This is a genomic window from Eggerthella sp. BIOML-A4, assembly GCF_009875575.1.
In the GTDB taxonomy this organism is placed as follows: Bacteria; Actinomycetota; Coriobacteriia; order Coriobacteriales; family Eggerthellaceae; genus Eggerthella; species Eggerthella lenta.
On record NZ_WWRX01000026.1, the window covers coordinates 1 to 12,793 of the forward strand.

Annotated in this window: 11 protein-coding genes; 9 read left to right on the forward strand and 2 right to left on the reverse strand. The window is 65.3% G+C overall.

Annotation, left to right across the window (positions count from 1 at the left end; translation table 11 throughout):
- The first annotated feature begins 347 nt into the window (after positions 1–347).
- The 7 genes from GT613_RS14980 (at position 348) to GT613_RS15010 (ending at position 7,749) form a co-directional block, all read left to right on the forward strand.
- Entirely contained in the window at positions 348–1,427 is a 1,080-nt protein-coding gene (locus GT613_RS14980) for a DMT family transporter (RefSeq protein WP_161172718.1), read from the forward strand.
- Positions 1,428–1,460: 33 nt separating this feature from the next.
- A complete protein-coding gene (locus GT613_RS14985; protein WP_161171144.1) occupies positions 1,461–2,021 on the forward strand; it encodes a hypothetical protein in 561 nt (186 codons plus the stop codon).
- A 69-nt stretch (positions 2,022–2,090) separates the two neighbouring features.
- Positions 2,091–2,921, forward strand: coding sequence for a creatininase (locus tag GT613_RS14990; RefSeq protein WP_009304706.1), 831 nt, complete (start codon positions 2,091–2,093; stop codon positions 2,919–2,921).
- On the forward strand, positions 2,911–4,719 hold the full coding sequence (locus GT613_RS14995; protein ID WP_009608245.1) for a BCCT family transporter: 1,809 nt from the start codon (positions 2,911–2,913) through the stop codon (positions 4,717–4,719). The genes GT613_RS14990 and GT613_RS14995 overlap by 11 nt, the downstream gene beginning before the upstream one ends.
- On the forward strand, positions 4,716–6,026 hold the full coding sequence (locus GT613_RS15000) for an MFS transporter (RefSeq protein ID WP_009304708.1): 1,311 nt from the start codon (positions 4,716–4,718) through the stop codon (positions 6,024–6,026). Before GT613_RS14995 ends, GT613_RS15000 begins: the two co-directional genes overlap by 4 nt.
- Before the next feature lie 169 nt (positions 6,027–6,195).
- Positions 6,196–6,462 (forward strand): hypothetical protein, encoded by a 267-nt coding sequence (locus GT613_RS15005; protein ID WP_015760423.1) that lies wholly within the window; start codon positions 6,196–6,198, stop codon positions 6,460–6,462.
- Between the two features lie 75 nt (positions 6,463–6,537).
- A complete protein-coding gene (locus GT613_RS15010) occupies positions 6,538–7,749 on the forward strand; it encodes a putative ABC transporter permease (RefSeq protein WP_086414702.1) in 1,212 nt (403 codons plus the stop codon).
- Between the two features lie 69 nt (positions 7,750–7,818).
- Here the strand turns inward: GT613_RS15010 and crcB are convergent, their stop codons facing one another.
- A complete protein-coding gene (gene crcB, locus GT613_RS15015) occupies positions 7,819–8,214 on the reverse strand; it encodes a fluoride efflux transporter CrcB (RefSeq protein WP_015760421.1) in 396 nt (131 codons plus the stop codon).
- A 350-nt stretch (positions 8,215–8,564) separates the two neighbouring features.
- On the opposite strand from crcB, the gene GT613_RS15020 reads away from it, so the two are divergent.
- Both GT613_RS15020 and GT613_RS15025 read left to right on the forward strand, forming a co-directional pair.
- Positions 8,565–10,073, forward strand: coding sequence for a putative DNA modification/repair radical SAM protein (locus GT613_RS15020; RefSeq protein ID WP_015760420.1), 1,509 nt, complete (start codon positions 8,565–8,567; stop codon positions 10,071–10,073).
- Positions 10,070–10,978 carry a TIGR03915 family putative DNA repair protein gene (locus GT613_RS15025; protein WP_015760419.1) on the forward strand — a complete coding sequence of 303 codons (909 nt, stop codon included), beginning with the start codon at positions 10,070–10,072 and terminating at the stop codon, positions 10,976–10,978. Before GT613_RS15020 ends, GT613_RS15025 begins: the two co-directional genes overlap by 4 nt.
- A 674-nt stretch (positions 10,979–11,652) precedes the next feature.
- Here the strand turns inward: GT613_RS15025 and GT613_RS15030 are convergent.
- Entirely contained in the window at positions 11,653–12,618 is a 966-nt protein-coding gene (locus GT613_RS15030; RefSeq protein ID WP_114552388.1) for a radical SAM protein, read from the reverse strand.
- Positions 12,619–12,793 lie beyond the last annotated feature (175 nt).

Consider the following 12,793-nt stretch of genomic DNA (forward strand, 5'->3'; position numbering starts at 1 on the left):
GCCTCGACTACTTCCCGAACCGCGTCGCCGACCCGACCCTGGTTCGCCCGGAGATGTGGAACGACTAGTCGCGTAGCCCATACCGGGGCTCGCTTCCCTTGCAGCGAGCCCCGGTTCATCCCGAAGTTCCGGCCTCCGAGGATCCCGTCTCGTGCAATGCGACGGCGTTCCTTGCACGAAGCGTCTCCCAGAGGCCGGCCGATTTGCTCCCGTATCATCACATTCATGTCGAAAGCGGCGCCGCAGCGTCCGCGTGCCTCGTCGTACCCCTACCCTTTCGCCCGCAAACGGGCAAGGCGTCCCCGTCAAGGACCCGGTCGACACGACTCCGCTCCAAGGAGGGATACATGAACCAACAAGCAAAGTACAAGCTTATCGGCTTCATCATGATGTTCGCATCATCGTCGCTGATGGGCGGTATCGGAGCCTTCACCCGCTTCATCGACGCACCCGGCGACTTCGTGTCGTTCTGGCGCAACTTCGCAGGCTTGATCGCCCTCTCCCTCATCTTCTGCTTCGTCGGCGGAAGCTGGAAGAAGATCAAGGAAACCCGTTTCTCCGGCATGATGCTGCTCTCCGGCGTGTTCTTGGGCCTGCTCTCTGGCCTGTACTGCCTGTCTACGCAGTACACCACGCTGGCGAACGCATCGTTCCTCATCTACACCGGCCCCATCTACTCAACCATCCTGGCAGCGATCTTCCTGAAGGAAAAGCTCAACATCAAGGGCGTCCTGTGCATCGCCGCCGTGGTCGTCGGCATGCTGTTCATCGTCGGCATCGTCACGCCCGAGGGTCTGACCCTCGACCTCGATCCGAAGTACACCTTCGGCAACGCCATCGCCTTCGCTTCCGGCGTGGCCTACGGCCTGTACCTGTTCTTCTCGCGCTACCGCGAGGACTGCGACTCCAACGTCCGCTCCTGGTGGAACTTCCTGTTCGGCTCGCTGTCCATCGTCGTGCTGCTCGTCTGGCACCACTTCTTCCTGCAGCCGCTGTCCTACACCGAGAAGGTCAACGGCGTGACGCAGTTCGACGCCTCGGGCCAGATCATCACCCACGCGTGGAACATGTTCACGATGCCCGGCTCGTCCTGGGTCGTGCTCATCGCCGCAGCGCTCATCACCGGCTTCGGCGCGTTCTACCTGCTCACCCATGCCACGAAACGCCTTAAGGCCGGCGAGCTGGCCGCCATCTCCTACCAGGAGACCATCATGGCGTCGCTTCTGGGCCTGGTCATGTTCGGCGAGACCATGACCACCTTCCAGATCATCGGCGGCGCGCTCATCGTCTGCGGTGGCGTCGCCCAGATCTTCTTCTCCACTGCAGCTGCAAGCAAGCAGGGCGAGAAGATCGAGAAGGAAGAGGAGATCCGCGAGAACCTTGAAGCGCGGCTCGACCAAGAGCAAGAGCGGGAAGCTCTCAGCTAGCCGAGCCGACCGCTAGGAAAGGAACGTGCACCTATGAAGATCACGAGCAACATGACCCACATCGCCACCGAGGTCGAGTTCGAGGCTCCGCTGAACGAAGACCAGCTGAGCGAGGTGTTCCAGAAGAGCGGCGTGCAGGGTTTCGCCGCCGAGCTCGACATCGCCGAGCGCACGGAGGACCACGTCCAGATGATGTCGCTTGACGGCCTGCTGGGCTTCGCCAAGGCGTCCGGGCTGTCCGCGGTGACCTACGACGTGACGTACTTCCCGCACGCCGACGACGCGGAGGTGGCCTACCAGCTCAGGCAGCTGGCGCGCGACCTCGAGATCAGCGCCGAGGTCATCCGCGACGTGTGCGCGGCCGAGATCCAGGAGTACCTGGCCCTCGACGCCAAGCGCGACGCGAGCCTGCCGGTCCACAGCATCGTGGAGGCCTACACGGGCGGCACCGCGTTCGCCTGGTACGGCATGAGCGACTACCCGCGCCTCAAGCGCTTCATCCTGCGCAAGCTGGCGCAGGGCGGTGCCCAAGCCAAGCGCAACTTCATCTTGCGCGCCAGCAAGGCCCAAGTCGACCTGCTGGAAGACTACTGATCCAAGCGCTGACGACATCGGAGCCCGCCGCGCATGGCGGGCTCCTTCCGATTCGAGGAGGGACAAGCTATGAAACCCACTGTGTACATGGAGGAAATGGACGCGTTCACCTACCGCGAGAAGCTGGCGAAGGATGCCGTGGTGTTCATCCCCGTCGGCGCGCTGGAGCAGCACGGCTCCCACATGGCCATGTGCGTGGACGCCGCGCTGACCAAGGCGATGGCCGGCGCCACCGCCGAGGCGCTCGTCGCCGACACGGACGGCGCAATGGAAGCCGTCGTGGCCGCGCCCATCAACTACGGCTACCGTTCCCAGCAGCGCTCGGGCGGCGGCTTCCACCTCTCGGGCACCACGTCGCTGTCGGGAACGACGCTCATCGCGCTGGCGAAGGACGTGGTGTTCGGCCTCATCCTACATGGTGCGCGCAAGATCGTGCTGATGAACGGTCATTACGAGAACTACCAGTTCATCTTCGAAGGCGCCGAGCTGGCGCTGGAGAAAGCGCGCGAGAACGGCATCCGCGACGTGAAGATCCAACTCTTGTCGTACTGGGACTTCGTCGACGACGAGACCATCGAGGCCCTGTATCCCGACGGCTTCACCGGCTGGGATCTGGAGCACGCCGGCGTCATGGAGACGTCGCTCATGCTGCTGTTCCACCCCGACCTCGTCGACCTGGGCAAGACCGACGACCCGCTGTACGAGGGGCTGCCGGCCGAGCTGCCGAACTACGACGTGCTGCCCATCGTACCCGGCTACACGCCGCCGTCGGGCTGCCTGTCCTCGCCCGTGGAATCCTCGCGCGAGAAGGGGGCGATCCTGCGCAACGTCGCCGTGAAGCACATGGTGGAAGCCGTGAAACACGAGTTCTCGGGCGAGGGTGACTACCATGAGGTCTAAGAGCTCGGACGACGACGCGCGCAAGCACGTCCACCCCATGGAGGTGGAGAACGAGTCGGGCGAAGTGGATCCGGAGCCGAAGGAAGCCCAGGCCGCACGGCTCGGACGCACGGTCAGGCACGACCATGTCATCCGAGCCGCGTCGGTGGCCATCGTCGCCGTCGTGCTAGGCATCGCGCTGGTCAGCGCCGACACGTTCATCAACGCGGTTGGCGTGCTGCGCACGTTCGTCACCCAGTACTGCAGCTGGTGGATCGTGCTGTGCGCGTTTTTGTGCTTCGCCGTATGCATATTCGTAGCGGTGACGAAGCTCGGTTCGATCCGCCTGGGCGGCAAGGACGCCAAGCCCGCGTTCTCGTACTTCTCCTGGTTCGCGATGCTGTTCGCCACCGGGCAGGGCGTGGGCCTGGTGTTCTGGGCGGTGGCCGAGCCTATCATGATGTACGGGGGCACCCCGTTCAACGCCCCCGACCCCCTGTTCGCCGGAGACACGGCGCTTGCATGGACGTACTTCCACTGGGCCATCCCGGCGTGGGCCATCTACGCCATCGTCTCGCTTTTCATGGCTTACGCCCGCTACAACATGCACAAGGACACCACGTTCCGCGGCACGGTGGAGGATCTGTTCCCCGCCCGCGCGAAGCGGCCCGTCGGCATCGTGGTGGAGATCCTCGTGGTCATCGCCACCATCTTTGGGCTGACCACGTCGCTCGGACTTGCATCGTACCAGTTCAACAGCGGTATTCAACAGATCTTCAACATCCAGACGGGGCAAGCCCTGCAGGTGGCGTTCGTCATCCTGTTCGGCTCCATCGCAACGATGTCGGTGTGGTTCGGCGTGGTGAGGGGCATCAAGAAGATCTCGAACGCGAACGCCGTCATGTCCATCGTGTTCGTCGCTGCCGTGTTCATTTTCGGCCCCACGCTGTACATCCTGGGCGTGCTGCCCGAGTCGCTCAGCGTGTTCATCGACCAGTTCATGCTGATGAGCGGGTTCACCGAAGCCGTGAACCTGGGCGCGGGCATCGCCTCGTACGGTGATTCCTGGCAGGCGTTCTGGTCGTTCTTCATCTTCTGCTGGTGCTTCGCGTTCGCCACGTTCACGGCGGGCTTCGTGTCCACCATCTCCCGCGGGCGCACGCTGCGCGAGTTCGTAGGCGGCGTGGTGTTCGTGCCCGCGGCCGTATGCATCGTATGGACGTGCGTGGTGGGCGGCACCGGCGTGTGGGCCGCCATGTCCGACCCCGGCATCGTGGCACAGACCAACGCCGACTCCTCGATGGGGCTGTTCCTCACCATCGACAGCGTACCTCTGATCGGCGGCGTGCTGACCGTGCTGGCAACCATCCTCATCGGCGGCTATATCGTGACCTCGGTGGACTCCGGCGTCATGGCGCTGTCGAACTTCGTGTCTCCCGCCGCGCGCCAGAGCCGCGGCTTCAAGGCGCTGCTGGCGCTGTGCATCACGGCGCTCGCCGTGCTGTTCATGGTGACGGCCGGACAGGACTTCCTCAGCACCATCCAATTCGCCACCATCGCCGGCGGCATCCCGTTCAGCGTCATCGTGATCCTCATGGGGGTCCAGTTCTTCAAATGGGTCAAGCACGACGAGCAGCTGGTGGAACGCGGCCTGGCCGAGCCGTTTCCCGAAGACTCGCTTGCGGCCCGGCAGCTGCGTCAGTGGCACGAGGAGAGGGAGGCGCGCGAAGCCGAGAAGGCATGGCTCACGAGGCATGAGGAGGTCGACGTCCCCGACGGAGCCGGCCTCGACGAATCGATGAAGGAGGTGTCGCGATGAGCGCGGCAGCAGTAACGGAGGCACAACCGAAAGTGCCGTTCAAGGTGGCGATCTCTTCGTTTTTGGGCAACTTCATCGAATGGTTCGACTACGCCACCTACACGTATTTCGCCATCACCATCGGCATCGTGTTCTTCCCCGAGTCGGCGGTGAACTCCACGCTGCTCGCGTTCGCGGTGTTCGCGTTGTCGTTCGTGTTCCGGCCGTTAGGGGCGGCGTTCTGGGGCAGCATGGGCGACAAGAAGGGGCGCAAATGGTCGTTGTCGCTGTCCATCTTCATGATGACGGGCGCGGCGTTCCTCATCGGCTGCCTGCCGTCGTACGAGACGATCGGCCTGCTGTCCCCCATCCTGCTGCTGTGCCTGCGCAGCGTGCAGGGATTCTCGGCTGCAGGCGAGTACTCGGGAGCAGCGGTGTTCCTGGCCGAGTACGCGCCGGCGAACCATCGCGGGAAGTACTGCTCGCTCGTGCCGGCATCCACCGCGGCGGGTCTGTTGGCGGGCTCCACCGCAGCGCTCATCATCAAGGCGCTGCTGCCCGAAGCCGACGTGATCTCATGGGGATGGCGCATTCCGTTCTTGCTGGCCGGACCCCTGGGGCTCGTGGCGCACTACATCCGCACGAAGCTCGAGGATTCCCCCACCTACCAGCAGATGACCTCGACGGCCGATCCGGCCAAAGAGGCCCCGCGGCCTACCCGCCTCGTGTTCAAGAAGTACAAGAAGCGCCTTGCGACCAGCATCGCGGCGACCATGGTGAACTCGGTCGGCTTCTACCTCGTGCTCACCTACCTGCCCACGTATCTGACCAGCTACACGGCGATGGAAGCCTCGGCGGCCCAGCTTGCCACCGACATCGCGCTGGTCACGTACATCTTCATCATCTTCGGCGCCGGAAAGATATCCGACATCGTAGGACGTAAGAAAATGCTGCTGGGCTCGTGCGTGGCGTTCATCCTGCTCAGCATCCCCGCCTTCATGATGCTGGAGACGGCTCAGCTGCCCATCGTCATCGCAGCGGAGCTCATCATGTGCGTGACGCTCTCGTTCAACGACGCGAACATCGCCTGCTACCAGGCGGAGATGTTCCCCACGGAAGTGCGTTACACCGGCGCCGCGCTGGGGTCGAACATCGCCTACGTGGTGTTCGGCGGCACGGCCTCGATGGTGGCCACCGCGCTCATCGACGCCACGGGCAACGGCCTCATGCCCGCGTACTATATGATGGGCATCTGCCTTGTGGCGGGCATCATCCTGCTGTTCACGGCGCACGAGTACGCCGGCAAGGAATTGAACGACATCGAGTAGAGGATCGAACGCATCGAAAAAGAAGAGGGAGCGGGAAGGGGCGCGTCGAGCGCCCCTTCCCGCTCCTGCGGCGCGTTGGCGCCCTCGCTCGCTTACGCGTCGCCATCCCTTGCGCTACAGCTCGGAGCGGCCCCTGGCGCGCCGCGCTTCGGCGTGGTTTCCTGCGGTCATGGCTTTTCGGAAAACATATGTGGAGGTGACGGCGCGCATCGACGTAGACGGACGGCTCACGCCGCTCGAGATCGTCTGGCGCGACGGCCGCATCTTCGCCATCGACCGCGTGCACGAGGCCATTCGACGCGCTTCTCAGCGCGTGGGCGGCACGGGCATCCGCTACCTCGTGTCCGTGAACGGCCGCGAGAAGTACCTGTTCTACGAGGGCCCGCGTTGGTTCGTAGAGGAGGTCGCCCCCGACGAGCCGCGCCCCTCGTCGTAGTCGCCGCGCGAGGCGCCCGCTCTTCGGCTATACTTTGACGCGACAGATAGAAACGCATTCGAGGAGAACATCGCCATGGGTAAGCACGACCGCGTCGAGAACGGACTCGACCTCGACGAAGGCGCGCCTGCGTCCAATAGCAAGATCCCCCTTCCGCTCAAGGTGTTCGGCATCCTGTGCATAGTCAGCGGCGCAGCGCTCGTGCCGGTGCTCGCGCTGCTCATCGTCGGCATGGTGATGGCCCTGCAGCAGGGCGCCATCGTCGAGGAGCTGTCCGCCGCCGCCCTCGTCATCTTCGTCTCCGACGCGGTGCTCATGACGGTTTTGTCCGCCATGTTCGTCATCCTGGGCATCCGACTGCTGCGAGACAAACGACGCCGCACGGCCCAGATCGCCGAGGTCATGATCGTCATCCTCATCCTCGTGATCCTCTGCGACATGATGCTGAGCGGCCTCACGCCCGATCTCATCCCCTACGGCGTGGTGCTGGTCGTGCTCGTCGCGCTGTCGAGCTACGTGGACCCGTCGCTAGCCGAAGAGCGCGAGCTGCGCCGCAAACTGCGCGATATGGAAACGCGCGAGGCGGCCGAGGAGGGCACGCTCGGCCGCGACGAGACCGGCAAGGGCTTCATCGCGCTCAACTTCTTCAACCTGTTCTGGATCTTCGTCGTGTGCTGCGTGCTGGGACTCATGATCGAGACGGCATACCACTTCCTCGTCGTGAATCCAGGGCACTACCAGGATCGCGCGGGTTTGCTGTTCGGCCCGTTCTCGCCCATCTACGGTTTCGGCGCGGTGCTGATGACGGTTGCCCTGAACCGATTCCACGACAAGAACGTCGTGCTCATCTTCCTGGTGAGCGCCGTCATCGGCGGGGCGTTCGAGTATCTGACCAGCTGGTTCATGCAGTTCGCCTTCGGCATCGTGGCGTGGGACTACTCCGGCACGTTCCTGTCCATCGACGGGCGCACGAACGGCATGTTCATGGCCATGTGGGGCGTCTTGGGCGTGGTGTGGATCAAGCTGCTTCTTCCCTGGATGTTGAAGCTGGTGAACCTTATCCCGTGGAACTGGCGCTACGCGGTCACCACGGTGTGCGCCGCGCTCATGATCGTCGACGGAGCCATGACGCTGCTGTCCCTCGACTGCTGGTACCAGCGCGAGGCTGGAAAACCTCCCGAGACAGCCGTGGCGCACTTCTTCGCCGAGCACTTCGACAACCAGTACATGGAGAACCGCTTCCAGAGCATGTCCATCGATCCGGGCAACGCGACCCGCGCGAAATAGCGCGACCCGCTCGGCGAGCGCGAAATCGAAGGACGTAGGGGTGCGCGCCGTGGGCGGCGCCCGCCCCCCCTACGCCGCGGCCGAGCCGGTCAGGGCGGCGCGCACGCCGCGCACGGCCAGCCGCCCTATCACGACGCCGGCAAGGCAAGCGAGCACGCTTCCGCATGCGTACAGCGCGCCCGTCGCGTACTTGCCGCGTTCGAGCAAGGCGAGGGTCTCCAGCGAGAACGCGGAAAACGTGGTGAAGCCGCCGCACACGCCGGTTTTGAGGAACAACACGGCGTTGTCAGGCAAGCCGGAGCCCTCCGTGGCGGCCTCGAACACCGCCCCGATGAGCACGGCGCCCGCAAAGTTGACGGCGAACGTCATGAGCGGGAAGTCGCCCTCGACCGGCACGAGACCCAGCAGATAGCGCCCTACCGATCCGATGAAGCCGCCCAAACCCACGCACAGCACCGCCACCATCGCCCGCTCCTTCGCACTCGTTTCTATATCATGCAAGCATCAGTATACCCTTGCTCGTCGCGAAGCGAATCCTCCGAGCCGTCGAGAGACAGGGGAAAACGCGAGAATGCACGGCGTGCAGGTTCGTCGGAAAGCATGAAGCGCCCTCGGACAACTAAAACCGATCCGCACGCTCCATGCGAGATGCCGCTCCAGCAGCTCCGAAAACCAGCACAGCCGCCGCATGCCGCAAGGAGCGGAAGAATCCGGGTTCGACTCCTCTTCCCTACCCTTGACTTCGAACACTCGTATGCGTACCATATACGAACAAACATTCCCGCGAACATTTGATCTGACGAACGGATGGACGAATGGATCTGGTTGCCAAGCTCGAGATTCTCGCCGACGCTGCTAAGTACGACGTTGCCTGCACGTCTTCGGGCATCGACCGCGACGCCCAGAAGGGCAAGCTCGGCAACACGCTGGCCGCCGGCTGCTGCCACAGCTTCGCGGCCGACGGGCGCTGCATCACGCTGCTCAAGGTGCTCATGACCAACGTCTGCGTGTACGATTGCGCCTACTGCGTGAACCGCGCGTCGAACGAGGTGCCGCGCGCCGCGTTCAAGCCGCGCGAGCTGGCCGACCTCACCATCGCGTTCTACCGCCGCAACTACATCGAGGGCCTGTTCCTCAGCTCAGGCGTCATCCGCAACCCCGACTACACCACCGAGCTCATGATACAGACGCTGTCCATCCTGCGCGAGGAGCACGGCTTCCGCGGCTACATCCACGCGAAAGCGGTGCCCGGCACCTCGCCCGAGCTCGTGCAGCAGCTGGGGCACTTGGCCGACCGCATGAGCGTGAACATGGAGCTGCCCTCCCAGAAGAGCCTGCAGCTGCTCGCGCCCCAGAAGGACAAACAGCGCATCATCGCGCCCATGCGCCAGATCCGCGACAACATCGCCGTGGACAAGGACACGCGCGCGCTCGTGCGCAAGCAGACCACCTACATGAGGCAGATCCGCCCCAAGAAGAAGGAGCGCGCCTTCGTGCCGGCCGGGCAGTCCACGCAGATGATCGTAGGAGCCTCGCCCGAAAGCGACTTCCAGATCCTCAACCTGTCGGCCGCGCTCTACCGCACGCTGTCGCTCAAGCGCGTGTTCTTCAGCGCCTACACGCCGGTGAACGACGACAAGCGCCTGCCCGGCACCGACGCCGTCCAGCTCAACCGCGAGCATCGGCTGTACCAGGCCGACTGGCTGCTGCGCTTCTACCGCTTCGACGTCACCGAGATCATCGACGAGGACAACCCCTTCCTCGATCCCGACCTCGACCCGAAGGCGAACTGGGCCATCAACCACCTGGACTTCTTCCCCGTGGAGGTGAACACCGCTCCGCTCGAGGCGCTGCTGCGCGTGCCCGGCATCGGCGTGCGCGGAGCGAACCTCATCGTGCGCGCGCGGCGCACCACCTGCCTGCGCGAGCCCGAGCTGCGCAAGCTGGGCATCGCGTACAAGCGCGCCCGCTTCTTCATCACGTGCAGCGGCAGCTACTCGGGGCGCGGCGTCGACTTCTCGCGCGAAGGGCTGCGCGCGCAGCTTGCCGCGCCCATCAAGGGCGGCAACCACGGGCGGCGCGCCGACAAGACCACACCGGGTCAGATGAGCCTGTTCGAGAGCGTCGAGACGCCCGAGAAGGCCCGCATCGCGGGCGGGTCGGGCGCACGCGCGCTGGAAAGCGGCGATGCGACCGCAGCGGCGTCTTGCAGCGATGCGGAGCGCTCCTCGAACGCGGCGTCGTCGTCCGGCCGCGCCGCGAGCGCCGACGGGACGTACGGTTGGCAGCGAGCCCTCGAAACGCCGGAAGCCGTGTGCGCATGAGCCGAAAGCCCGCCGAGAACCAGCCCCTCTTCCCCGAAGAACCCCTGGCCGAGGTCGCCTACTGCCACGACGGCTCGCTCGAGGGCCTGCTGTCCGCCGTGTTCGAGGCGTACGCGCGCCGCGAGGACCCGCAGGACATCGCCCGCGCCGACGTCCTGCAGCCGCGGCTCGGCCAAACCGTGCGCGTCATCGAGACGAACGAGGAGCATGCCGTGCGCGTTCGGCGCGGCATCAGGAGGGCGTGCGGAGACGCCGCCTACGATGCCGTCAAGCACGCCTCGCTCAGCGACCACCCGGACGCCGGCACCATCGTGTACCGCTTCATCCGCTACGCCATGGCGCAGAACAGGCCGCACGATTGCTCCGGCTGCAAGCGCCGCGGATCATGCGGCGGCGCGTGCGGGAAGTTCGCCTGCACGGGCAAGGCCCGCCGCAGCGTGCTGGGCGACCTCGCCCACCCTGCCGTCGAGCCGCTCCACCGCCTCGCCCGCTCCGTCATGAACGAGCGGCATCGTATGCTGCAGTTCCTCCGCTTCGAGCATCTGGAGAACGGCGTGTGGTTCGCGCGCTGCAACCCCGCAGCCTCGGTCATCCCGCTGCTCATGGACTGGTTCAGCGGGCGCTTCAACACGCAGCCCTTCATCATCTTCGACGAGGCGCACAACATTGCCGGCGTCTACGAAGGGCGCGACTGGTACCTCGTCCAGACGGAGAACGTCGACCTACCCGACCGCGCGTCCGAGGAACGCCTCATGCAGCAGGCCTGGAAGCGCTTCTACGACACCGTGGCCGTCGAGGCCCGCTACAACCCCGAGCTGCGCCGCCAGTTCATGCCCAAGCGCTTCTGGAAGAACATCACCGAGATGCAGGAAGACCTCCCCGGAAAGGAAATCTCCCCGCGCTAGCGTCCGCGCGTCCCTGCGAAGCGGCCGCCCTCCACGTCACCGCGCGATTCGATGCGGATCCGAAGCCCTTCGGGATGGGGACTTCGGAAGCGCGCCGGCGAAGCGGCCGCCCCCCTCTTTCCGCCAACGGCAAACCGCAGGCAGGCCGTCCTCGCGCGCGAACCCCGAATTCGCGTCGACGGTCAAGATGCCAACGCGGCGCCGACCCGTTTCCCCGTCGGGACAACCGCGATGAATCCATCAACCGCTCCCGCATACCCGAAGGCGGGTCTTTCGAAATGCCGTTTCCAGCCGCAGGTCTTCACCAGATTGTTTCACGTGAAACATTTGTTCCAACCATCGCTCTGCTGCGCAAAGCAGACAAGCCCAGGCAAGATACGGCAGGGGCGGCGTCCCGGCAACGTCAGCCCATGCATCCCCCCGCGCTCCGAATGGCGAAAAAGCATCGAATTCGGAAGGACGAGGCTCATCGAACCCGCCCGGTGCGCCTCGTTGGAATCCAGCCGCTTCCACGACCTGCGGCGATGCCAAAGCAAGCTCGCCTCCGCACGCGCAGCCCTCTTCGATACTTCCGAATTCAACCTCTTTTCGCCATTCGGAGCGGAGGAATGCGCCCAAGGACGGCCGAGGGAGGGAGGGAGGGAGGGAGGGAGGGAGGGAGGGTAGAGCCCGCCTTACGCGCGATCGGGCTCCCACACGCCGGACAGGTCGAACGCGGGGATGAAGCTGTCCTCGGCGGCTCCGCCCTGCTGCCAGAAGTAGTCCTCGACGCCCAGCTCGTCGGCGTAGTCGAGCAGAAGCTCGTACTCGTCGTCGGAGACGCGCTCGGCAAGCTCGGGGCAGCGGTCGAGCGTCGCCGCGGCTCGCGCGTCGCCCGCCTTCGCGGCGTCCGCCAGCACGGGCGTGTACTGGTTCATCAGCGACAGCAGCACCGCGTCGCCGAAGCGCTGGCGCACAAGGCGCACGACCCGCTTCGAGTCCTCGAGCGCGCCCGGCAGCATGAGGTGGCGCACCACGACGCCGCCGGTCAAGCGCAGCTCGCCGTCCACCTCGTCGAACTTCGGCTCGCCCGCCTCCTCCACCATGGCCTCGAGCGCCGCCAGGGCGACCTCGGGGTAATCGGGCGCATGCGAGTAGCGCCGCGCCAGCTCGACGTCGGCGTATTTGAAATCCGTGAGGTACGCGTCGACCGTGCCCGCGTTCGCCCGCACGGCGGCGACCGTCTCGTACCCGGACGTGTTCCATACGACGGGAAGCGCCAGCCCTCGCTCGCGCGCCCAGGCGACGGCCGCGCGCGCCTCGGGAGCGTAATGCGTCGGCGTGACGAAGTTGACGTTGAGCGCGCCCTGCTCCTGCAGCTCCAGGCACATCTCGCCCAGGCGCTCGACGCTCACCTCCGCGCCCGCCTCGCCCGCGGCGATCACCGCGTTCTGGCAGTAGACACAGCGCAGCGGGCAGTGCGCGAAGAACACCGTGCCGCTGCCGCGCGACCCGCTGATGGGAGGCTCCTCCCAGAAATGCAGCGCCGCACGCGCCACCACGAGGCGCCCGTCGGCCCCGCAAGCCCCGCGCTCCCCCGCCGCCCGATCGACCCTGCACGAGCGGGGGCAGAGATCGCATGTTGATAATGCCAGATTCATAGACTCACCGGTCCAATAATGTCAGCGAGGGCGGCTGTGGTATCCGAGATCGTGGGGAAGGCGAGGGCGAAGCGCGTCCTGCAAGAAAGTCCCCTCAGGGGATACTTCGGTACGCGAGTCCTCGGCTTCGCCGCGAGATCGGGTGCCACAGCCGCCCGCAGCGTCGGCAAGGTCC

Bases quoted from the DNA above. Each gene is read 5' to 3' on its own strand.
- GT613_RS14990 (WP_009304706.1), top strand. From the start codon at position 2,091: ATGAAACCCACTGTGTACATGGAGGAAATGGACGCGTTCACCTACCGC.
- GT613_RS14985 (WP_161171144.1), top strand. From the start codon at position 1,461: ATGAAGATCACGAGCAACATGACCCACATCGCCACCGAGGTCGAGTTC.
- GT613_RS15010 (WP_086414702.1), top strand. From the start codon at position 6,538: ATGGGTAAGCACGACCGCGTCGAGAACGGACTCGACCTCGACGAAGGC.
- crcB (WP_015760421.1), bottom strand. From the start codon at position 8,214: ATGGTGGCGGTGCTGTGCGTGGGTTTGGGCGGCTTCATCGGATCGGTA.
- GT613_RS15030 (WP_114552388.1), bottom strand. From the start codon at position 12,618: ATGAATCTGGCATTATCAACATGCGATCTCTGCCCCCGCTCGTGCAGG.
- GT613_RS15005 (WP_015760423.1), top strand. From the start codon at position 6,196: ATGGCTTTTCGGAAAACATATGTGGAGGTGACGGCGCGCATCGACGTA.
- GT613_RS14995 (WP_009608245.1), top strand. From the start codon at position 2,911: ATGAGGTCTAAGAGCTCGGACGACGACGCGCGCAAGCACGTCCACCCC.
- GT613_RS15025 (WP_015760419.1), top strand. From the start codon at position 10,070: ATGAGCCGAAAGCCCGCCGAGAACCAGCCCCTCTTCCCCGAAGAACCC.
- GT613_RS15020 (WP_015760420.1), top strand. From the start codon at position 8,565: ATGGATCTGGTTGCCAAGCTCGAGATTCTCGCCGACGCTGCTAAGTAC.
- GT613_RS14980 (WP_161172718.1), top strand. From the start codon at position 348: ATGAACCAACAAGCAAAGTACAAGCTTATCGGCTTCATCATGATGTTC.
- GT613_RS15000 (WP_009304708.1), top strand. From the start codon at position 4,716: ATGAGCGCGGCAGCAGTAACGGAGGCACAACCGAAAGTGCCGTTCAAG.